Source organism: Vibrio sp. 03_296 (assembly GCF_002265885.1).
The window spans coordinates 13177-34188 of sequence record NZ_NPKW01000149.1 but is presented as its reverse complement, the minus strand read 5'-3'; the positions used below and the strand labels follow the sequence as shown (position 1 = coordinate 34188).

Annotated in this window: 18 protein-coding genes; 10 read left to right on the top strand and 8 right to left on the bottom strand. The window is 46.4% G+C overall.

Annotation, left to right across the window (positions count from 1 at the left end):
- Positions 1-8: 8 nt before the first annotated feature.
- On the bottom strand, positions 9-578 hold the full coding sequence (locus tag CIK04_RS20790) for a PilZ domain-containing protein (protein ID WP_176463394.1): 570 nt from the start codon (positions 576-578) through the stop codon (positions 9-11).
- 264 nt (positions 579-842) lie between these two features.
- On the opposite strand from CIK04_RS20790, the gene lolC reads away from it, so the two are divergent.
- The 3 genes from lolC to lolE are packed head-to-tail and all read left to right on the top strand — an operon-like array spanning position 843 to position 3967.
- Positions 843-2036, top strand: a complete 1194-nt coding sequence (gene lolC / locus CIK04_RS20785) for a lipoprotein-releasing ABC transporter permease subunit LolC (protein WP_097352820.1) — start codon at positions 843-845, stop codon at positions 2034-2036.
- Positions 2029-2712, top strand: coding sequence for a lipoprotein-releasing ABC transporter ATP-binding protein LolD (gene lolD / locus CIK04_RS20780; protein WP_038969895.1), 684 nt, complete (start codon positions 2029-2031; stop codon positions 2710-2712). The genes lolC and lolD overlap by 8 nt, the downstream gene beginning before the upstream one ends.
- Positions 2713-2722: 10 nt before the next feature.
- Positions 2723-3967: a lipoprotein-releasing ABC transporter permease subunit LolE gene (gene lolE / locus CIK04_RS20775; RefSeq protein WP_039545863.1), complete on the top strand. Its 1245-nt coding sequence runs from the start codon at positions 2723-2725 to the stop codon at positions 3965-3967.
- A gap of 196 nt (positions 3968-4163) precedes the next feature.
- Here lolE and CIK04_RS20770 read toward each other — a convergent pair whose 3' ends face one another.
- Positions 4164-4673 carry a DUF2062 domain-containing protein gene (locus tag CIK04_RS20770; protein ID WP_026050611.1) on the bottom strand — a complete coding sequence of 170 codons (510 nt, stop codon included), beginning with the start codon at positions 4671-4673 and terminating at the stop codon, positions 4164-4166.
- Positions 4674-4681: 8 nt separating this feature from the next.
- On the opposite strand from CIK04_RS20770, the gene CIK04_RS20765 reads away from it, so the two are divergent.
- The 6 genes from CIK04_RS20765 (at position 4682) to CIK04_RS20740 (ending at position 11596) form a co-directional block, all read left to right on the top strand.
- The gene (locus CIK04_RS20765; RefSeq protein WP_097352821.1) at positions 4682-6931 is read left to right on the top strand and encodes a DNA internalization-related competence protein ComEC/Rec2; all 2250 of its coding nucleotides are present in this window, start codon (positions 4682-4684) and stop codon (positions 6929-6931) included.
- Positions 6932-6963: 32 nt separating this feature from the next.
- On the top strand, positions 6964-8715 hold the full coding sequence (msbA, locus tag CIK04_RS20760; protein ID WP_097352822.1) for a lipid A ABC transporter ATP-binding protein/permease MsbA: 1752 nt from the start codon (positions 6964-6966) through the stop codon (positions 8713-8715).
- Positions 8715-9722 (top strand): tetraacyldisaccharide 4'-kinase, encoded by a 1008-nt coding sequence (lpxK, locus tag CIK04_RS20755; RefSeq protein WP_097352823.1) that lies wholly within the window; start codon positions 8715-8717, stop codon positions 9720-9722. Before msbA ends, lpxK begins: the two co-directional genes overlap by 1 nt.
- Positions 9703-9882 carry a Trm112 family protein gene (locus CIK04_RS20750; protein ID WP_011079973.1) on the top strand — a complete coding sequence of 60 codons (180 nt, stop codon included), beginning with the start codon at positions 9703-9705 and terminating at the stop codon, positions 9880-9882. The genes lpxK and CIK04_RS20750 overlap by 20 nt, the downstream gene beginning before the upstream one ends.
- Positions 9882-10637 carry a 3-deoxy-manno-octulosonate cytidylyltransferase gene (gene kdsB, locus CIK04_RS20745; RefSeq protein WP_017790162.1) on the top strand — a complete coding sequence of 252 codons (756 nt, stop codon included), beginning with the start codon at positions 9882-9884 and terminating at the stop codon, positions 10635-10637. The genes CIK04_RS20750 and kdsB overlap by 1 nt, the downstream gene beginning before the upstream one ends.
- A gap of 170 nt (positions 10638-10807) precedes the next feature.
- Positions 10808-11596, top strand: a complete 789-nt coding sequence (locus tag CIK04_RS20740) for a diguanylate cyclase (protein ID WP_017422018.1) — start codon at positions 10808-10810, stop codon at positions 11594-11596.
- A 35-nt stretch (positions 11597-11631) separates the two neighbouring features.
- Here the strand turns inward: CIK04_RS20740 and CIK04_RS20735 are convergent, their stop codons facing one another.
- From CIK04_RS20735 to pflA, 6 genes are all read right to left on the bottom strand, one after another.
- The gene (locus tag CIK04_RS20735) at positions 11632-13164 is read right to left on the bottom strand and encodes a SpoVR family protein (RefSeq protein ID WP_017422017.1); all 1533 of its coding nucleotides are present in this window, start codon (positions 13162-13164) and stop codon (positions 11632-11634) included.
- A gap of 9 nt (positions 13165-13173) precedes the next feature.
- Positions 13174-14445 carry a YeaH/YhbH family protein gene (locus tag CIK04_RS20730; RefSeq protein WP_013571380.1) on the bottom strand — a complete coding sequence of 424 codons (1272 nt, stop codon included), beginning with the start codon at positions 14443-14445 and terminating at the stop codon, positions 13174-13176.
- A 43-nt stretch (positions 14446-14488) separates the two neighbouring features.
- Complete coding sequence (locus CIK04_RS20725; protein ID WP_013571381.1) at positions 14489-16423, bottom strand: PrkA family serine protein kinase; 1935 nt, start codon at positions 16421-16423, stop codon at positions 14489-14491.
- A 364-nt stretch (positions 16424-16787) separates the two neighbouring features.
- The gene (locus CIK04_RS20720; RefSeq protein ID WP_097352824.1) at positions 16788-17288 is read right to left on the bottom strand and encodes a YfbU family protein; all 501 of its coding nucleotides are present in this window, start codon (positions 17286-17288) and stop codon (positions 16788-16790) included.
- Positions 17289-17414: 126 nt separating this feature from the next.
- Positions 17415-18080: an energy-coupling factor ABC transporter permease gene (locus CIK04_RS20715; protein ID WP_176463393.1), complete on the bottom strand. Its 666-nt coding sequence runs from the start codon at positions 18078-18080 to the stop codon at positions 17415-17417.
- A 65-nt stretch (positions 18081-18145) separates the two neighbouring features.
- Positions 18146-18886 (bottom strand): pyruvate formate lyase 1-activating protein, encoded by a 741-nt coding sequence (pflA, locus tag CIK04_RS20710; protein WP_011079981.1) that lies wholly within the window; start codon positions 18884-18886, stop codon positions 18146-18148.
- 230 nt (positions 18887-19116) lie between these two features.
- Between pflA and CIK04_RS20705 the strand changes: the two genes are divergently transcribed.
- Positions 19117-20997: a methyl-accepting chemotaxis protein gene (locus tag CIK04_RS20705; RefSeq protein ID WP_097352826.1), complete on the top strand. Its 1881-nt coding sequence runs from the start codon at positions 19117-19119 to the stop codon at positions 20995-20997.
- Positions 20998-21012 lie beyond the last annotated feature (15 nt).

The following is a 21012-nucleotide window of genomic DNA, read 5'->3' as shown; positions in this document are numbered from 1 at the left end:
ATCGAATGTTATTTGGTGTCTCTTTCTAGCGAACGTTGACGCAATAGACGTTGTTGTTGGTGTAAGGCCGCTTTGATTAATAGGTCTTGGTCTGAATCGCGAAGCAATATGTATTTCATGGTCACTTCATATTGTTGATCTTTGGCTTCGCAACTGGCGACTTGCGCGTAGCAATAAATAGCCGCAGCCGGGCTTTCAAGAAACAGTTTCACGCGAGTGGAGCGGCCAATCGGCATAGTGTCGGTGGACAAAAAGGAAACCTGACTGGCACCAAAACGGGTGGTTTTGAAGCGAAGGTTTTCTTGGTCTTGCTGCGATAGCATAAAGCTCAATAGCAGATTGAGTTTCGAATTTTGCGCATCCAGCAGGTTGATGACGTTTTTGAGATCGCTATTTTTCAGTTCAAGTCGTGCGCTTTCGGCTAACTGATCTAATTGGCTAAATTCACTCGCCACAATAAAAGGGGCGGGAATTTCCGCTTCAAAGGCCTCTAGGGAAGGCAGCAAATCGTGTTCAGGTAACAGCTCAACGTTGATCGTCAGCGTTGAATTTACGGTAAAAAACTCTTGTTCTGTCATGCTGTTATTCCCTTTTTGCCGATGGGATTCTAAATAAGAATCTACAAGCTGTTGATTATCGCCAACTGGCGACGCTTGGCAAGCGATGTTATTTCGCACACCGTGATTTTCGCAAATTCGTTTTTTAAACCGAGAGCCCTATACGTTCTGTAACACGTAAATGGCAAATTTGCTGTTAAATCTCAGACATATGAAATATTTTAGCTATATTCGTGCCAGTTTTCTGGTTACATTAGCCCGCTGAACTTATTGACGGTTTTTAGAATGTTTCATCCTGTCTCTATATTTATTGGATTGAGATACCTGCGCGGACGCTCCGGTGACAGGTTTAGCCGATTTGTCTCCTATATGTCGACAGCTGGCATCACGGTTGGCGTGATGTCATTGGTCACGGTGTTATCGGTGATGAACGGCTTTGAGGCGCAACTGAAAGAGCGCATTTTGGGTGTGTTGCCGCAAGCGGTGGTGTCGATGGATGGTGGAAAAACGCCACACACCACGCCGCCTGAGTTTGTGAGTGCCTTGTCTCCCACACCTTTGGTACGCAGTGAAGCGGTGATTCAAAGCCCTTCACAACTTTCTGTGGGTTACTTGATCGGTATTGAGCCTTCGGCAGACGATCCGATTGAAAACCACCTCATTGCTGGCCGCTTAAGCCAGTTGGAAGCAGGCAAGTATCAAGTATTTCTCGGCCACTCTTTAGCACGATCATTAAATGTCTCAATGGGTGACAAAGTCCGTTTGATGGTGACCAGTGCCAGCCAGTTTACGCCATTAGGCCGCATTCCAAGCCAACGAAATTTTACCGTTGCAGGGATGTTTAATACCGGTTCGGATATCGATGGCCAGTTGATGGTGACGCACATTGAAGACGCGGGGCGTTTATTGCGTCTTCCGTCAAATACCATTTCTGGCTGGCGACTCTATTTTGATGATCCCTTCCAAGTGACCGAGGCGGCCAATAGGCCACTGCCTGACGGTTGGCAATGGAGTGATTGGCGTGCGCAACGTGGAGAGCTTTTCCAAGCGGTAAAAATGGAAAAGAACATGATGGGCTTGATGCTTGGACTCATTGTTGCCGTGGCGGCGTTTAATATCATTTCAGCGCTGATCATGGTGGTGATGGAGAAACAATCTGAAGTCGCGATCTTAAAAACTCAGGGTATGAACAGCTTTGGCATTATGGCCATCTTTATGGTGCAAGGTGCCAGCAGCGGCATTATTGGCTCGCTCTTCGGTGGAGCCGCTGGCGTGCTCTTATCGCAAAATCTCAATACTATTCTCGAAAGCGCAGGGGTTGCTTTGTTCACCTTTGGTGGTAGCTTGCCTGTGCTGATTCAACCATTTCAAATTGTCGCTGTGGTTGTGTTAGCCGTTTTATTGAGCCTGTTGGCGACGCTTTACCCTTCTTACCGTGCATCTTCTGTTAAACCTGCTGAGGCCCTCAGATATGAATAAGCTTTTACAATGTCACCAAGTTAGCAAAATCTATCGAGAAGGGGAGTTTGAAACGGAAGTCCTCAAAGGGGTTGATTTCGAGCTAGAGCAAGGCGAGTTGGTAGCGATTGTCGGTACATCGGGGTCAGGCAAAAGTACTCTGCTGCATATTTTAGGTGCGCTTGATGATGCCACTCAAGGTGAGGTCGCGTTTCTCGATTATCAGCTGTCTGCGTTAAGCGGTAATAAGCAAGCTCAAGTGCGCAATCAGCATCTCGGTTTTATCTATCAATTTCATCATCTACTGGCGGATTTTACCGCTGTGGAAAACGTGGCAATGCCGCTACTGATTGGTGGGGAAAGTCCGAAGCAAGCGAAGTTAGCCGCCGAGGCATTGTTGGAAAAAGTGGGTTTGCAACATCGTATGCATCATCGTCCGTCAGAGTTGTCTGGTGGCGAACGTCAACGTGTCGCAATTGCGCGGGCATTGGTCAATAAGCCTGCTTTGGTGTTGGCAGATGAGCCTACGGGCAACTTAGATCATAAAACCGCGTTGCAGATTTACGATTTGATGCGCGAGCTCAATCGCGAATCCGGCACGGCGTTTTTAGTGGTGACACACGATAACGAGCTCGCGGCAAAAATGGATAGAATCCTTTACATGCAAGATGGCGTTTTATCGCCAAACAATCAGTAGGAGGCCATCGATGATTTCTTCCTTGGCGCTCTTGATTGGTCGCCGTTTTAGCCAAGCCAAACAACGTAACAAAATGGTGTCGTTCATTTCACTCTCCTCGACCATCGGTATTGCGGTGGGTGTGGCGGTGATCATTATTGGTCTATCAGCAATGAATGGCTTTGAGCGCGAGTTGCAATCTCGTGTGCTGTCGGTCATTCCACACGCGGAGCTGGAAGGCGTTCGTGCACCGGTTGAAAATTGGCAATCGGTGATGGCTCAAGCAGTGGCCAATCCCAAAGTGGTGGCCGCGGCTCCATATGTCAAATTTACTGGTTTGGTCGAGCGGGGCAACAAGCTCAAAGCGGTGGAAGTGAGAGGGGTCGAACCGGATTTTGAACAAGCGGTCTCAACCATGTCTCAATTTATTGATCAGCAGGCGTGGAGCCAGTTTCTACCAGGGCAAAATCAGGTCATTGTCGGGCGAGGCGTGGCAAACGAGTTGGGGGTGGACGTCGGAGATTATGTCACCTTGTTGATTCCTCAAACCGGTGAAAGCACTCAAGTTCAAGCGCCTAAACGCGTTCGAGTCAAGGTGGCGGGTATGCTGACACTCAATGGTCAAATTGATCATAATCTGGTGTTGTTGCCGATGGCTGATGCTCAGCAATACAATCATCTGGGTGAAGGTGTCACTGGCATTGCGCTGAAAACCAATGATGTGCTTAATGCGCAAGCGATTGTGCGAGAAGTCGGGCGACAGATTGACGTTTATGTCTACCTTCGTAGCTGGCAACAGCAGTTTGGCTTTTTGTATCGAGACATTCAATTAGTCAGAACCATCATGTACTTAGTCATGGTGCTAGTGATTGGCGTGGCGTGCTTTAACATTGTTTCCACCTTAATGATGGCGGTGAAAGATCGTGCGAGCGAAATTGCCATTTTACGCACCATGGGGGCTGGCGATGGTTTGATTAAACGTATCTTTGTTTGGCAAGGGGTGTTTTCTGGTGTGTTTGGCAGCGTGCTTGGCAGTGTCGTCGGTGTCTTCGTAGCGCTGAATCTCACCACTCTCATTAAGGGCCTTGAGCGAGTGATTGGTCATCAGTTTTTATCCGGTGACATTTACTTTGTCGATTTTTTGCCTTCTCAACTGCGTTTAGACGATGTTTTATTGGTGTCTGGCACGGCCATTGTTCTGAGTATTGTCGCCACTTGGTACCCGGCGGCAAGGGCTGCAAAGCTTAAACCAGCCGCGGTGCTGAGCAGTAAATAGCCGATTACGGAATGATAGACAAACAAAAGGACCATAATGGTCCTTTTGTTTTAGGTGTCCGGTTAGCGATTGGCAACCTTGGTGTTTTTTTCTTGGTCCATGGAATAAATCAAACTTTGATTACCCGATGTTGCAATGGAAGTGGCGCCTATATCGGAAAACCACATTTACTCTCTGCAATGTAGGGAGAAGAGCGTTATCTTGTTTGACGCTTTTGCCAACTTCTCACCACGGAATAACGCCACAAACCTCGTATACCAAAGTAGCCGACGATAGCAGAAAAAACACCACAAATGGCGCAACCCAATAAAAATGGAGGACCAATGGTGCTCATTTGGTCGAGGATGAAATCCCAAGAGAGCTCAAAGTGAAATGGCTGAGGCGGCACGTTCATTACGAAGGCGCCGAGCTTATACGCAAAGTAGAACAGCACGGGCATGGTGACTGGGTTACTTACCCACACGAGAGCGACTGACAGTGGCAAATTCACGCCAAGAAAAATGGCTAGCCCAGCAGACATGATCATCTGGCTCGGCAGAGGGACAAACGCCATAAACAAACCCACGGCAAACGCACCTGCAGCGGAGCGACGATTCAAACACCATAGATTAGGGTTGTATAAAACATTGCCGAACACTTTCAGCGCTTTTTGGCGTTTGATTACTTCATGGTCAGGCATAAAGCGTTTAATTAGCTTTCTAGGCATGGGACAACATGACTCTCTTAGGTAACAATTGGTTATTGGCTTCTTTTTCAGCAACCCTTATTTCGGCAAGCTACTGGCCGCTTATGCCTTCCTGGCCTTGGTTAATGCTAATTGTTGTTGCCATCTTTATCATTATTGTGCGTAAAACGTGTCGTTACTTGCTGGGGATGACCATCGCACTTTTGATTGCCATTTCGGCTGGTAACCTTATGCAATGGCAAGTAAAGACCCTATTTCAGGCAGGGGAGAATATTACCATAAATGGCGCCGTTGACAGCCCTTTTAAGCAAATAAGTCACGGTTATGAAGGTGTTGTTAGTATCACAGCAATAAATAATAGTCATTTAATGTGGCCCTTGCGACCCAAAGTGCGTTTGATCTCACCCATTCCTCTTGGTCAGGGGGATCAAATCGTAGCGCACGTTACGCTAAAACGTGTCTATGGGTTACTCAATGAAGCAGGGTTTGATGCTGAACGTTTTGCTGTCAGTCAAGGCATCGTTGGACGTGCAACTATCGATGATTCTCGCTCTTGGCGTTTCCTCTCGGTGAGCGGAGAGCGACAAGCGCTGATCGAAAAAGCGCAGCAGCTCCTGGTTCGTAGCGATCATACCGGTTATTTGCTTGGCCTAAGCTTTGGTATTCGCGACGACATTACCGACGAACAATGGCAGCAACTCAAGCAAAGTGGTTTGATACATCTGCTTTCCATCTCAGGGTTGCACATTGGTATGGCTTTTGGCATCGGTTACTGGCTAGGGCATTGGTTGCGTTTTGGACGGCTTACTCTCGTTTGGCTGCCGTTGGCTATTGGATTAAGTCTCAGTTGGAGCTATGCGTGGCTGGCGGGTTTTACTCTGCCAACGCAAAGAGCGATCGTCTTTGTCACGTTAGTGGCGTTGTTCTCGTTTACGTCGAGGCAAGTTGGGCGCTGGACAGTCTTGCTGTTGGCACTGGCCTTTTGCCTAGCGATGTCGCCATTTTCTGCTCTTTCTGCCAGTCTCTGGCTCTCTTTTCTTGCTGTCAGTTGCGTCTTTCTGGTGGTTGATCTCCATGAATCGTCTTCCACTTGGATTGGCAAAATGAAAAGCGTATTTTGCATCCAAGGTATGCTACTGCTCTATCTCGCACCTGTGACTGCTTACTTCTTTTCCGGTCTGAGTTTAGCCGCCTGGCTGTACAACTTTCTGTTTATCCCTTGGTTTAGCTTGGTGGTGGTGCCTGTCATATTTGTTGCACTCGTGCTGACGGCACTGGATATGATGCCTGTGGCCAGCATGCTATGGCAGTTGGCGGATTTTAGTTTATGGCCATTAACTTTCGCGATGCCTTACGCCCATTTAGGCTGGTGGGGGCTGTCTTCTTTTCAGGTGTTGTTGGTCGCGTTGTGCGCGCTCGCTGTGATGCTTCGACATGTTATTCGCTGGCAATTCTCTGCCGTTCTGATCATTTTGCTCAGCATTACTTCACTCTTGAACCAGCCTCTTTCTCGCACTCGAATTGACGTTTTGGATGTTGGCCATGGGCTCGCCGTATTGATTGAGAAAGACGGTAAAACACTGCTTTATGACACCGGAAAGTCTTGGCATGGTGGTAGTATTGCGCAGCAAGTGATCGAGCCTATTTTATTGAGTCGGGGTAGTAGAAGCCTGGATGGGGTGATCATCAGTCATCAAGATGACGATCATGCAGGTGGCTTGCCCTATTTGCAGCAAAACATGCGCCCACAGTGGGTAAGGAGTAGTCATTACTTGAGTGACTTTCCTTGTATTAAAGGTCAGGACTTTGAGTGGCAAGGGCTTAAAATGACTGTGCTTTGGCCACCAAAGCAAGTGACTCGTGCCTACAATCCACACTCCTGTGTGATTCGTATGGAGGATGAGGAAAATCAGTTTTCATTTTTGATGACTGGTGATATTGACGCTTTGGCTGAGTGGATCCTGATTCGTGAACCTGAACAGTTAAACAGCGATGTGGTATTGGTGCCGCATCATGGCAGTCGAACTTCGTCGATTGAGCCTTTTGTGAACGCGGTCCAAGCAGACGCGGCAATCGCCTCGTTGGCAAAAGGAAATCAGTGGGGGATGCCACAACCGCAAGTGGTCGAGACTTATCGACGACATCGTACGCAGTGGTTTGATACCGGCGAGCTGGGCCAGATAACTTTGTATGTGGAACAGAGACGCTGGCAAATCGTCTCAAGACGCGACACTTTCAACGCTTGGTATAGGCAGATGCTGCGTAACCAAGTAGAATAGCGGCCTACTTGAAGAAAAAGAATCATTCATTTATGTCAATTAATACCGATGAATCGACTTGGCGTACCTTTAAACGCTTGTGGACTTTTATCCGACTGTACAAATCAGGATTGACCGTTGCCGTTGTGGCATTGATCATCAATGCAGTTTCAGATACCTACATGGTCTCTTTACTAAAACCGCTTTTAGATGAAGGTTTTGGCAGCGCTGAATCTGATTTTCTCCGCACTCTGCCTCTCCTTGTTTTTGGTTTGATGTTCATTCGAGGTATCAGTAGCTTTGTTTCTACTTACTGCTTGAGCTGGGTTTCTGGCAATGTCGTAATGCAAGTACGTCGCATGGTATTTAATCACTACATGCAGATGCCTGTTTCCTACTTTGATAAAGAAAAATCTGGCAGCTTACTCTCTCGCATCACTTACGATTCCGAGCAGGTTTCATCGGCAACGAGCCAAGCATTGGTTAGCATTGTTCGAGAAGGAACGAGTATTATCGGCCTGTTGGTTTTGATGTTTTATAACAGCTGGCAGCTTTCTTTGGTACTCATTTTAGTGGCACCTGTTGTCGCTTGGGCAATTGGCTTTGTTTCCAAGCGCTTTAGAAAAATCTCTAAAAATATGCAGACTACGATGGGCATTGTCACAAGTTCTGCTGAGCAGATGCTTAAAGGCCATAAAGTCGTATTGAGCTACGGAGGGCAAGAGGTAGAAAAATCTCGCTTTGATGTAGTCAGCAACCAAATGCGCCAACAAAGTATGAAGCTTATCACCGCCCAAGCTGCGGCTAACCCTATCATTCAAATGATCGCTTCTATTGCCATCGTCGTGGTTTTGTATTTGGCCAGTGTCGATACTATTAAAGATCAACTGACCCCAGGTACCTTTACCGTGGTTTTCTCCGCGATGTTTGGTCTAATGCGCCCACTTAAAGCGTTGACCAATGTTACATCGCAGTTCCAACGTGGTATGGCGGCGGCACAAACCCTATTTGCTTTGGTAGATTTAGAGCCAGAGAAAAATACCGGTACACACAGTGTTGCGCGAGCAAAAGGTGAGGTTAATGTCAAAGACATCTCCTTTACCTACGAAGGTGCAGAAAAACCTGCTTTGTCGCATGTCTCTTTTGACATTCCGCGAGGGAAAACAGTGGCATTGGTTGGGCGATCAGGCTCAGGTAAGAGTACCATCGCTAACTTGTTTACTCGTTTCTATGATGTGGATTCAGGTGAAATTCAGCTCGATGGTGTGGATATTCGTGACTATGAGTTGAAAAACTTACGTACACAATTTGCGCTGGTATCGCAAAATGTGCACCTATTTAACGACACCATTGCCAACAATATCGCTTACGCCGCGGGTGATAAATATAGCCGCGAAGACATTGAACGCGCTGCAGAGTTAGCACACGCGATGGAGTTCATTTCGAAGATGGAAAATGGACTCGACACCATGGTCGGTGAAAACGGCGCCAGTCTATCGGGTGGACAGCGTCAGCGTGTTGCGATTGCTCGTGCCTTGTTACGTGATGCTCCAGTACTGATTCTTGACGAAGCGACCTCTGCACTGGATACCGAATCAGAACGTGCTATCCAATCGGCATTGGATGAGTTGCAAAAGAACAAGACTGTGTTAGTGATTGCTCACCGCCTTTCAACCATTGAAAAGGCCGATCAAATCTTAGTGATTGACGATGGTGCCGTTGTTGAACGAGGCTCGCACGCTGAACTTATCGAAAAAGATGGCGCTTACGCGCAATTGCATCGCATCCAGTTTGGTGAAGGGTAGTGATTGAAAAGATCTGGTTTGAAAACCATCCCATAAAATATCTTCTATGGCCACTGTTGTGGCCATTATCGCTGTTGTTTGGTGCGATTAGCCGTCATCAGAAAGCAGCGTATCAGCGTGGTGAAAAAGCGTCTTTTCAAGCGAGTATACCTGTCATCGTGGTCGGTAATATTACCGCTGGAGGCAATGGCAAAACTCCGGTTGTCATTTGGTTAGTTGAAAAACTGCAACAGCTTGGCTTTAAGCCGGGTGTGGTCTCTCGTGGCTATGGTGCAAAAGCGCCAGCGTATCCGATGGTGGTGGATTCTGAGAGTTTAACCTCTCACTGTGGTGACGAACCTAAACTGATATTTGAACGAACCGGCGCTTTGGTCGCGGTTGACCCCATTCGCCCCAATGCAGTAAAGCGCTTGATAGAACTTGGGGCCAACATCATTGTTACAGATGATGGGCTACAGCATTACGCGCTGCAAAGAGACATCGAAGTGGTGGTTGTGGATGGTCAACGTCGATTTGGTAATCAACAGTTGATCCCGCTCGGCCCACTGCGCGAGCCAACGTCCCGTTTGCAAAACGTGGATTTTATTATCACCAATGGTGGGGATGCCCACCAAGGTGAAATCGCGATGAGCTTGATGCCAGATATGGCGGTTAATTTGATGACGGGTGAGAAAGTCGCGGTGAATGAATTGGTGTCTTTGGTCGCTTTTGCTGGTATTGGACATCCTCCACGTTTTTTTAAAACGCTAGAACAATTAGGGGCTGACATCGTGGTCAGCCAAGGTTTTGCCGATCATCAAGACTTCGACCCAGAAGCCATCGCGAAGCTGGCCGAACAGGGAAAAAATGTCATCATGACGGAAAAGGACGCGGTAAAGTGTCGTCGTTTCGCACAAAATAATTGGTGGTATTTACCCGTCTCTGCTCAGTTTTCGTCACACGATCAGCAAAGAATATTGCAAAGAATAACAGAGGTAGTAAAAGAATATGGATCATCGACTGCTTGAGATTGTCGCGTGCCCAGTGTGCAAAGGTAAACTGACTTTTGATAAAGAAAATCAAGAATTGATTTGCAAGCTCGATCGCTTGGCTTATCCAATTAAAGAAGGTATTCCTGTTTTGCTGGAGCCGGAAGCTCGCAGCATGGGAATGGACGAGGGGCGCTAATGTCATTTACCGTTGTTATCCCAGCGCGTTACCAATCGACCCGTTTACCGGGCAAACCGCTGGCAGATATTGCTGGTAAGCCCATGGTGCAGTGGGTGTATGAACAAGCGATTCAGGCGGGCGCGCAAGATGTGATTATTGCCACCGATGATCAACGTGTCGCTGATGCCGTTGCTGTGTTTGGTGGTAAGGTGTGCATGACCTCGCCAAACCATGAATCTGGCACCGAGCGTTTGGCGGAAGTGGTCCAGTTAATGGGCATCGCTGACGATCACATTGTGGTGAATGTTCAAGGCGATGAGCCGTTAATCCCACCTAGCATCATTCGCCAAGTCGCAGAAAATCTGGCAGCAAGCTCTGCACCAATGGCCACATTAGGGGTGGCGATAACTTCAGAAGAAGAAGTTTTTAACCCGAATGCAGTTAAAGTGGTGACAGACAAAGAAGGCTATGCGCTTTATTTCAGTCGCGCGACGATTCCTTGGGATCGTGACGCTTTTGCTCGTGGTGAAGTACTCACAGAGCACTCTCTGATGCGCCACATCGGTATCTACGCTTACCGTGCAGGTTTCATTAATACCTACGTTAATTGGCAACCAAGTAGCTTAGAGAAAATAGAGTGTCTCGAGCAACTGCGAGTACTTTGGTATGGTGAAAAAATCCATGTCGAGTTAGCCAAAGAAGCACCTCCAGCGGGTGTTGATACGCCAGAGGATCTTGCGTCGGTTCGTAAGATCATCGCTGCAAAGAGCTGATAACGGCGAGATGCGTTAGATGAATAGAATGGCTGGAGTTTGCGCTCTGGCCATTTTTGTTGTTAGTGCTCCCAAATTTTAGCGTCACCTCTGGTGCAATTGGACGGTTGGCGTCCCTGTTAGCGTCTATGCTTAAGTAAGAGCCATGATCTTGCTAAGAGCGATGATAGATGACATCTAAAAATCACATCAATGTTTCCAGACGAGCAGCGTACCTCGCTCTTATCGCTTTTCTTTGCCTGAATCTGACCAGTGTTACCCCTTTCTTTTATGTCGAGCATCCTATTGATGTGCTGACCGAATCTGCCTATTTCTCGGTTCTGGTGTATATCCGTGCGGCGATCAGCCGCTCGATTACATCGACGCGCTCCATTACGGTTGGTGTGAATCTTATCTTATTCGTCGCATTGTACGATGTATTGACCGAAGTGGACTGGCTGGCAGATTGGAGTAATCGGCACGAAGTATTGGATAACATCATTGAACAAGGGGGAATGTTGGTGGCTGTGGCGAGCATTGCCTTTGGAATTGATAGACTGATCAAAGCCAAAGATCATGAAATCCATCGAGATTCCTTAACAGGGTTATACAATCGCCGCTATTTGGAGCGATTTAGCCAAGAACAGCTCAATTTGGTTTACATTGATCTCAATGACCTCAAAGTAGTCAATGATACACAAGGACACGATGCAGGAGATGAGCTGATCATCCAGTTTTCCCAACTACTCACCAAAGCAACCAAAGATGACGAGTATGCTTTTCGTGTTGGTGGGGATGAATTTATTTTGCTGTTGCAGCCCAAACGTACGTTGTTGGTGATGGACGCGTTACACACCATGTGCGCTAAACGAGACATCCACTTTTCTTATGGTTTGTCAGAGCTTGGCGAAGGGGATCTGACGATACGCGCCAAACTGGCAGATGAACGAATGTATCAGATGAAGAAAGCCCACCGTTAAGTGGGCCGATCGGTAAATATTCGCTAATGGTTAAGTTAGATCTTACTGTCGTACTCAGTACGTTGAGGGCAGGTCGCCAAGATTTCTTTGTGGCCCGTCTCTTTAACCTCCTCCAAAATGACGTCAAATCCCCACAAGCGATATAAGTGTTTCATCACCTCGTTGTAGCTCTTATCCAGAGGAATACGATTATGCGGGACGTATTGAAGGGTTAAAGAGCGATCGCCACGCACATCGACTTTGTAGACTTGGATATTGGGCTCTAGGTTGGCTAGGTTGTATTGCGCTGCCAAGGTTTCCCGAATTTTTCGATAACCCATATCATCATGGATAGCATTGACTTCGATGAAGTTTCTTCGGTCATCATCTTGAATCGAAAACAGTTTAAAATCGCGGATGAGTTTTGGAGATAGATACTGGCTTATAAAGCTCTCATCTTTAAAGTTGCGCATGGCGAAATGCACCGCATCGAGCCAGTCACTGCCTGCCAAATCAGGGAACCACTCTTTGTCTTCATCTGTCGGTTCTTCACAGATGCGTTTGATGTCACGGAACATCGCAAAACCTAACGCATAAGGGTTGATGCCGCTAAAGTAAGGACTGTTATAGGGTGGCTGAGCAACGACACTGGTGTGACTATGTAGAAACTCTAGGATAAATTTGTCAGAAACCAACCCTTCATCATAAAGATGGTTGAGAATGGTGTAGTGCCAAAACGTTGCCCATCCTTCGTTCATCACTTGCGTCTGCTTTTGTGGGTAAAAGTATTGGCTTATTTTTCGAACAATACGCACGATTTCGCGTTGCCAAGGTTCAAGTAGTGGCGCGTGCTTCTCAATGAAATAAAGAATGTTTTCTTGTGGCTCACTTGGAAAGTGAATAATGCTTTGTTCTTCCTTCGATTTGGCCTTAGGCACCGTTCTCCAAAGCTCATTGACCTGAGATTGCAGATAAGCCTCTCGCTCTTCTTGTCGGGCCTTCTCTTCAGTGATGGAGATCTTCTCTGGGCGTTTATAACGGTCAACCCCATAGTTCATTAGGGCATGGCAAGAGTCGAGGAGCTTCTCTACCTCTGTTTCACCATATTTAGTTTCACATTCAGCAATGTACTTTTTCGCAAACAGCAAATAGTCGATAATTGAGCTGGCATCGGTCCAAGTTTGGAACAGGTAGTTACCTTTGAAGAAAGAGTTGTGTCCGTAGCTGGCGTGAGCAATCACTAACGCTTGCATCGTAACGGTGTTTTCTTCCATTAAATAGGCGATACAGGGGTTGGAGTTGATGACGATTTCGTATGCGAGCCCCATTTGGCCATGTTTGTAATTCTGTTCGGTTTGAATGAACTTTTTACCGAAAGACCAGTGGTTATAATTAATCGGCATACCGATACTTGAATACGCATCCATCATCTGCTCAGAGGTAATGACTTCGATCTGATTAGGATAGGTATCTAAGCGGTAATGCTCAGCGACACGTTTGATCTCAGTATGGTATTTTTCCAACAGATCAAAGGTCCAGTCTGGCCCATCTGGCAACATCTTGCTTTTTTTCTTTGTCTTGGTTGTCATACGGGCCTCCTATGCCGTTTCCTTGTGAAACAGCTCTCTGAATACCGGGAAGATGTCTTCAACGCTGCGAATGTTCTTCATCGCAAAATTATCAAAGCTCTCCGCAAGCTTTTCATATTCATGCCACAGCGTTTGGTGTGAACGTCGGGTAATTTCGATATAGGCGTAGTATTGGCAGTTAGGTAACAACTTGTTGGTTAACAACTCCTTGCAACGAGGTGAATCGTCAGCCCAGTTATCCCCATCAGAAGCTTGTGCAGCGTAGACATTCCATTCACCTACGGGATAGCGAGCTTTAACAATTTCATCCATCAATTTGAGCGCACTGGAAACGATGGTGCCCCCGGTTTCTTGTGAGTAGAAAAACTCGTGTTCATCGACCTCTTTTGCTTGCGTATGGTGACGTATAAACACCACTTCCACGTTTTCATACGTACGATTAAGGAACAGATAGAGCAGCACATAAAAGCGCTTGGCAATGTCTTTGGTCGCTTGATCCATGGAGCCTGACACGTCCATCAGACAAAACATGACGGCTTGGCTTGAAGGAACGGGCTTGCGCTCATAGTTTTTGAAACGTAAGTCAAACGTATCGATAAAAGGCACGCTTTCAATCGCTTTACGCAGTTCTGCGATTTCTTGTTTAAGTTTCATTTCCTCCAGCTTTTGTGCTGGCTCTTGATTCTCGATGCGTTCCAGCTCCAGCTCTAGCTCGTGCAATAAACGCTTTTTGCCGGCAGACATTGCGGTGCGACGCGCAAGGGATTGCTGCAAAGAGCGCACAATAGAAATGTTGGAAGGCATCCCTGCGGTTTGATAGCCCGCTCGGTGTTTCTTCCACTCGGTAATTTTGTTCACCTGATTTTTCTTTAGATTTGGCAAAGCCAAGTCTTCAAATAACAGGTCTAAGTACTCATCTTTTGAAATTTGGAAAACAAAATCGTCTTGCCCTTCGCCATCGGCACTGGCATCACCGTCTCCAGCGCCACCGCCTCCTTGGCCACCTTTGGGTCTTTCGATTTTATCGCCAGTAATGAACTGATCATTGCCTGGATGAACACGTTCTCGTAATCCCCCTTTACCTTGATGGAAAAGAGGCTCTTTGATGTCTTTGTGCGGAATAGCAACGTCCTCACCCGTTTCCGTATTGGTGATCGAGCGACGATTCACCGCGTCCGCTACCGACTCTTTTATCTGCTCTTTATAGCGTCTCATGAAGCGCTGTCGGTTGACAGCGCTCTTGTTCTTGCCATTGAGCCTACGGTCTATAAATTGCGCCATGAAATTCCCCTCTCATGTTCCACAGACCTAACTCACATCCGGGTTAGGACGATTTACGTACGCGCAGGTACCACTCAGAAAGCAAGCGAACTTGTTTCTCGGTGTAGCCTTTTTCCATCATACGAGCGACAAAGTCATCGTGTTTCTTCTGGTCTTCAGAAGAGGTTTTTGCGTTAAAGGAGATAACAGGAAGAAGATCTTCGGTATTGGAGAACATTTTCTTCTCGATCACAGTGCGAAGTTTTTCATAGCTGGTCCACACAGGGTTTTGACCGTTGTTGCTGGCTTTCGCACGAAGCACAAAGTTAACGATTTCATTACGGAAATCTTTTGGATTAGAGATGCCCGCAGTTTTCTCAATTTTCTCCAACTCACCGTTTAAGGCCGAGCGGTCGAACAGCTGACCCGTTTCTGGATCGCGGTATTCTTGATCTTGGATCCAGAAGTCTGCGTACGTGACATAGCGATCAAAGATGTTCTGACCATATTCGGAATAAGATTCAAGGTAAGCGGTTTGAATTTCTTTACCGATGAACTCGACGTAGCGAGGCACCAAGTAACCTTTCAAGAATTCCAAGTAACGTTCAGCGGTTTCTTGCGGGAACTGCTCACGCTCAACTTGCTGTTCAATCACATAGAATAGGTGGACAGGGTTAGCGGCCACTTCAGTTTGGTCGAAGTTAAACACACGAGAGAGAATCTTGAACGCAAAGCGCGTCGAGAGCCCCTTCATGCCTTCGTCTACGCCCGCATAATCTCGATACTCTTGATAGCTCTTGGCTTTTGGATCGGTATCTTTCAACGTTTCGCCATCGTATACCCGCATTTTAGAGAAAATGGACGAGTTTTCAGGCTCTTTGAGGCGGGAAAGAATACTGAATTGAGCCAACAGATCTAGCGTACTAGGTGAGCATGGCGCTTTGGAGAGCTCAGAGTGCTCTAGTAGTTTCTGGTAAATTTTCACTTCTTCAGAAACGCGTAAGCAGTAAGGGACTTTGACGATATAGACGCGGTCTAAAAACGCTTCGTTGTTTTTGTTGTTACGGAAAGTCTGCCACTCAGATTCATTGGAGTGAGCCAATATCATGCCTTCAAATGGAATCGCAGAGAGACCCTCAGTACCGTTAAAGTTGCCTTCTTGAGTCGCCGTTAAGAGTGGGTGCAGCACCTTGATGGGCGCTTTAAACATCTCTACGAACTCCATCAAACCTTGGTTTGCTTTACATAATGCACCAGAGTAGCTGTAGGCATCGGGATCGTCTTGCGAATAATGTTCCAGTTTGCGGATGTCAACTTTACCAACAAGAGATGATATATCTTGGTTGTTGTCATCACCTGGTTCGGTTTTTGCGATACCCACTTGATCGAGTATGGAAGGGCGAACCTTCACGACTTTAAACTGACTGATGTCCCCACCAAACTCATGCAGGCGTTTAGCGGCCCAAGGTGACATGATGGAGCGTAAATAACGTTTTTCAATGCCATATTCTTTTTGCAATATTTCGCCATCTTCATTGACGTCAAATAGGCAGAAAGGGTGGTCGTTTACAGGGCTGCGTTTTCCGTTGGCGGTGAGCACGTAAATCGGCATTTGCTGCATTAATGCTTTGAGCTTTTCTGCCAGCGATGATTTACCACCACCCACAGGGCCCAGTAGGTAAAGGATCTGTTTGCGTTCTTCCAGCCCTTGAGCGGCGTGTTTTAGGTAGGAGACGATCTGTTCAATCGCTTCTTCCATTCCATAGAAATCTTTAAAGGTTTTATAGCGTGAAATCACACGGTTAGAGAAAATACGGCTTAATCGTGGATGCATCGAGGTATCGACTAACTCAGGTTCTCCGATGGCCATAAGAAGTCGTTCAGCGGCATTCGCATAGGCACTTTTGTCATCTTTACAAAGTGCAAGAAAGTCCTGTATCGACATCTCTTCATCTTTTGCAGCTTCATAGCGCGCTTGATAGTGGTCAAAAATACTCATGTCACATTCCCCTTCTTATTCGGTCTGCTGACGAACGTTGGCAAATATCGTCCCTTCTCATTGATAAGCCTAGACGGGGATTCTCAATTTTGCCCAATAAATTATGCATTTATTTAAGATAGGTGAGAGTTTGTTGCTTACTGTTCTGGCGGGTTTTTTTCCTAATCAAAGAGTTTGAACCAAGGTGAGACAAGGAAAGTTAGATAATTGAAAGAATGGATATTGCTAACTTAGTATTGAAGTTTTTTGTCGTGTAAATTGGGATTTTTTTGTCTTGAATACGCAAAAAAGGCTGACGCTGGTCAACCTTTCTATTTGAAATCAATCTGTTTGTCCGCGAAGCGTTAAACGCTAAGCTCTAAAACTAGGCATTAAAAATTTGGCGCAGTTCAGTCGCACATAAGTGGTATTGACGAGGGCACTTGCGCCAAGTCGCCAACATGCGGCGGTATTTTTCCAGCATCGGCATTTGGCTGTTGAAGTGGTGGTCGCCTTTATCGAATTGAGGGTAGAGACCTTCAGATTCGGTTAAGAATCGAACGTAGTGAACCAATTGTGCTTCAGAGGCAATATCAAAACCGAGGAACTGAAGGCGACGCTGATCAACCTGGTTAGATTCCTCCGCATCAAGCATACGGAAAGACTCTTGCATCGCATGGTACATTTCCATCACATCGATAATTTTTTTACAAAGTGCTTCAGTGATGCAGCCGTAATCTTTGTTCAACTCACGCATTTGCAGCTCATAGCCACGCTCAACGATGGTCTGAAAACGCTGATATTTTTCTGCATTTTCAGGGTCGAGCTGAGACATCAACTTATACTGGTTGGATAGGATCAATCGTTGTGCATTCGACATTTCCATGGTGACCTCACTATATATTCTCTAATTGTGTTGTTGACGTTAGGTTAGCGGAACATCACACGATGAAACATGATCTCAACACAGTTTTAATGGGAAAAATGGAAAATTTGTTTGTTGATCTGAGCACTATTTTCGGTAGTGGTTATAAATGTAATCACGGTCTGAAAAGACGCGTAGCCACTCTGGTTTAAAGACGCAGAGCACAGCCAAAGACATCCCATTGAGTAGTGCTTCAGGAAAGGCGAGCAGAGGCATAAAAATGAAATAGTTGTGCCATATGGTTTGCCAGTCGTAATGGCCTACATAGAGATGATAAAGGGCATTAATGAGAAGGTGAACGCTGCCAGTCAGCCCTGCGTTGAAAAAGCCAGCAATAAAAATAAACACAAAGATGTTTCTCGGCAAATAGTGATAGCTGAGTACAAAAACCGCGTAAGAGAACAGAATCGGCGCGAGGGAAGAGAGGAGAATCGTACTTGGCAACTGCTGTATCGTTAGATCACCAAACGCTGTGAGTAACGTGTAGACCGGGAGTGTGAGCAAAAATGCCATTCTCCAGCCAAACATCATGGTGAGTGTCGTCAGTGCAAGAAAATGGATGTATAGCCCTTCTTTGACTCCTGCTTGAGCATTCCAAAGTAAAAACAGCAGCAACATCACCGCAAACGTCATGTGTTGGAAAGGCTTGTCTGCTACCAGCTTAGGGAGAAAAGTTTTGAGGAAGTCATCTTTGCAACCAACCCCAATCACCAACAAGATAACCACTAAGCAAAGAAAGCCAAACACATCCATGTCATTCATACCTGTAGATAAAACAATACCCACCTAAAGTGGGTATTGAATAACGAATACGGTGCTTAGTATTTCACATTGCTATGGTATTGCGAAAGGATAGAAACAATATTATCCATCGTCTCTTTTGGTGGTGGATTCACCCCTTCCAGTGGGTACTCTAGACCCAATGCTTCCCATTTGTGAGCGCCAAGCTTGTGGTAAGGAAGCAATTCGACCTTCTCGATGTTGTCCATGTCTTTGATGAACTCACCAAGCATATGAGCCGCTTCAGGATCATCCGTGTAACCCGGTACTACAACGTAGCGAATCCACGTTGTTTGCCCAATTTTATGCAAGTAGCGAGCAAAATCGAGAGTACGACGGTTGGAAACGCCGATGAAATCATGATGGATTTCATCTTTCATGTGCTTGATATCGAGCATCACCAAATCGGTTGCTTCTAATACTTCGTCAACAACGTCAGTGTGCTTACGGATATAACCGTTGGTGTCCAAACAAGTGTGAATACCTTCAGCATGCGCCGCGCGGAATAGATCGCGCACGAACTCAGGTTGCAGCATCGCTTCGCCACCGGAACAAGTAATACCACCCCCAGAGGCGTTCATAAAATGACGATAAGATTTCGCTTCCTTGATGATCTCTTCGACGGTGACCTCTTTACCGTCGTGTGTGTCCCATGTATCGCGGTTGTGGCAATACATACAACGCATCAGACAGCCCTGCATAAAAACAATAAAACGAATACCTGGTCCGTCAACCGTTCCGCAGGATTCAAAAGAGTGAATACGACCCGTTGTTGTCATGTCTAGCTCTCAATTCTTATCAAATTTCGGCTGTTATTTTATTACAAAAACTGGGGTTAAAACAGTATACAAAACACGGGAATCAGCCTCTGAGCAAGAAAAGTGACTCAGCATGATGAGAAAAACCTGATGGCAGGCTAATGACATTTGTGTTGATTGTGATTATTGTTATAAATGTAAACATAACGTTAATTATTACAATAAGAAAATGTGCTGTAGGGAATTAGACCATGGATATGCTTGCGCTTTCTCAGAAACGTAAAATTCAGCTGTTTTTGAGTATTTTGACTTTGGGTTTTGTTGCTCTTGCTGCTTATACCTCTAACCAACTCACCTCATTGACCGATCAGTATTCGCAAAGTAGTCGAGTATCGACTGGGGCAGGGCAGATCGCTCAAACCCAAGTAGAGCTTCTACAGTTAACCGGGAAACTGGGTCAACTGACTGCCACTCAAGTGAATGCTATTCAAGCGGATGTGACGCATTTGGAGCAAAACGTTCGACAAGCGGGTGAAACTCTCGTCCAGTTTGACTTCACTGCACAAGCGGACAACATGCAGCAAGCGGTGAATGCGTTAGCGAAGTCGCTGGCTCCGTGGCTCAGCGTTAAATCAGAACTTGGTTTTAATGTTGATGAAGGCAAATTAGGCCAGCTAAAAGATCTGGCGAAGGTCATTGAACAGAAGATCGAAGAAACAGGCATGGTGACGATTAACTCCGACTTTCAAGCCATGATCAAAACCCAGCAAAATTACTTGTTGCAGCCAAATGAGCAGAACATGAAATTGTTTAATCGTGCAATGGCGATGTTCGTTAACGTGTCAAACAGCTATGGCATGTTGGATATCTATGAGAAAGAGATCGAACAGTTTAAACAAACATTTATTCGAGTCAGTGAGCTTTCTCAGCAATTGGGCGCGCTTGAACAGCAGTTGAAAAACAATCAGCGTGAGGCGATCAACTTAATCCAACAAGCTTCAGAGCAGTTGAATGCAGTCGCAGGCGATCAGCAACAGCGAGCCGCCTCTTCTGCGAGTGAAACACAATGGTCGGTATTGATCGCATTGGCGGCACTTGCGGTGTTTACCATCGTGATCTTCCTCAGCATCAGTGTGTCGCTAACCCGCTCACTTGACCGCATTAGCCAAGTGATTAAAGCCGTTTCCAATGGCGATTTGTCTCGCCGATTGACACTCAGTAGTAACGCGAATGATGAGTTTAATCAGTTGTCCCAGTCGGTTAATGAGAGTTGTGAAAACCTCGGCAAACTTGTCTCTGAAGTGCAAGAAAGCAGTCATTCACTGGCTGGGCATGCAGGAGAACTGCGAGTCGGGCTCGATAAATTCGCGCATCACCAAGGTGAGATCCTTGGCCAAACCCAACTGCTTGCCTCAGCAACCGAAGAGGTGAGCGTGACCACGCAAGAGGTGTCTAATTCACTGGAATTCGTGACCCAAATTGGCCGAGCGTCAAACCAAGCGGCAGAAGATGGCGGAAAAATCATTTCAGAAGCGATTGGCTCACTTGAGCAGGTCGCGCAAATTCTCAACTCAGCGGCTGGACACATCAGTCAATTAGAAGAAGCGTCCTCAAAAATTGACTCGGTGATGGACATCATCAACGGCATCGCTGAACAGACCAACCTGCTGGCACTCAACGCCGCCATAGAAGCCGCCCGAGCAGGGGAGCAAGGACGTGGTTTTGCTGTTGTGGCCGATGAAGTTCGTAGCCTCGCCGTGCGTACCGTCGATGCGGTGAGTGAAATCACTGGCACCATTCAAACCATGAAAAATGAAAGTGCTGAGGTGATTCAATACATCAGTAGCTCGGGTCAAACGATAGAAAAAGGCCAACAAAAAGGGCATGAGGCGATGGATGCGCTCAAACACATTACTGCCAAGGCGGATGAAGCTAACCATCAAACAGAGATTATTCTCTCATCGATCAAAGAACTCGCCACCACCAGTCAATCTATGGCAGATAGCATGACGCAAATCTCTCAAGCGATGCGTGAGCTGGAAAGTAACAATGGTGAGCTACGAGACGTCAGCCAGCTTGTTGATAACAGCTCACGTCAGTTGAGTAATGAATGTCAAAAATTCACGATTTGATCTGACCTTGAAAAG

Excerpts from the sequence above, each read along its gene's own strand:
- CIK04_RS20705 (WP_097352826.1), top strand. The coding sequence starts at position 19,117 with ATGGATATGCTTGCGCTTTCTCAGAAACGTAAAATTCAGCTGTTTTTG.
- kdsB (WP_017790162.1), top strand. The coding sequence starts at position 9,882 with ATGTCATTTACCGTTGTTATCCCAGCGCGTTACCAATCGACCCGTTTA.
- CIK04_RS20725 (WP_013571381.1), bottom strand. The coding sequence starts at position 16,423 with ATGAGTATTTTTGACCACTATCAAGCGCGCTATGAAGCTGCAAAAGAT.
- CIK04_RS20730 (WP_013571380.1), bottom strand. The coding sequence starts at position 14,445 with ATGGCGCAATTTATAGACCGTAGGCTCAATGGCAAGAACAAGAGCGCT.
- CIK04_RS20720 (WP_097352824.1), bottom strand. The coding sequence starts at position 17,288 with ATGGAAATGTCGAATGCACAACGATTGATCCTATCCAACCAGTATAAG.
- lolC (WP_097352820.1), top strand. The coding sequence starts at position 843 with ATGTTTCATCCTGTCTCTATATTTATTGGATTGAGATACCTGCGCGGA.
- CIK04_RS20735 (WP_017422017.1), bottom strand. The coding sequence starts at position 13,164 with ATGACAACCAAGACAAAGAAAAAAAGCAAGATGTTGCCAGATGGGCCA.
- msbA (WP_097352822.1), top strand. The coding sequence starts at position 6,964 with ATGTCAATTAATACCGATGAATCGACTTGGCGTACCTTTAAACGCTTG.
- CIK04_RS20770 (WP_026050611.1), bottom strand. The coding sequence starts at position 4,673 with ATGCCTAGAAAGCTAATTAAACGCTTTATGCCTGACCATGAAGTAATC.
- lolD (WP_038969895.1), top strand. The coding sequence starts at position 2,029 with ATGAATAAGCTTTTACAATGTCACCAAGTTAGCAAAATCTATCGAGAA.
- CIK04_RS20765 (WP_097352821.1), top strand. The coding sequence starts at position 4,682 with ATGACTCTCTTAGGTAACAATTGGTTATTGGCTTCTTTTTCAGCAACC.
- CIK04_RS20715 (WP_176463393.1), bottom strand. The coding sequence starts at position 18,080 with ATGGATGTGTTTGGCTTTCTTTGCTTAGTGGTTATCTTGTTGGTGATT.
- lolE (WP_039545863.1), top strand. The coding sequence starts at position 2,723 with ATGATTTCTTCCTTGGCGCTCTTGATTGGTCGCCGTTTTAGCCAAGCC.
- CIK04_RS20790 (WP_176463394.1), bottom strand. The coding sequence starts at position 578 with ATGACAGAACAAGAGTTTTTTACCGTAAATTCAACGCTGACGATCAAC.
- CIK04_RS20750 (WP_011079973.1), top strand. The coding sequence starts at position 9,703 with ATGGATCATCGACTGCTTGAGATTGTCGCGTGCCCAGTGTGCAAAGGT.
- CIK04_RS20740 (WP_017422018.1), top strand. The coding sequence starts at position 10,808 with ATGACATCTAAAAATCACATCAATGTTTCCAGACGAGCAGCGTACCTC.
- pflA (WP_011079981.1), bottom strand. The coding sequence starts at position 18,886 with ATGACAACAACGGGTCGTATTCACTCTTTTGAATCCTGCGGAACGGTT.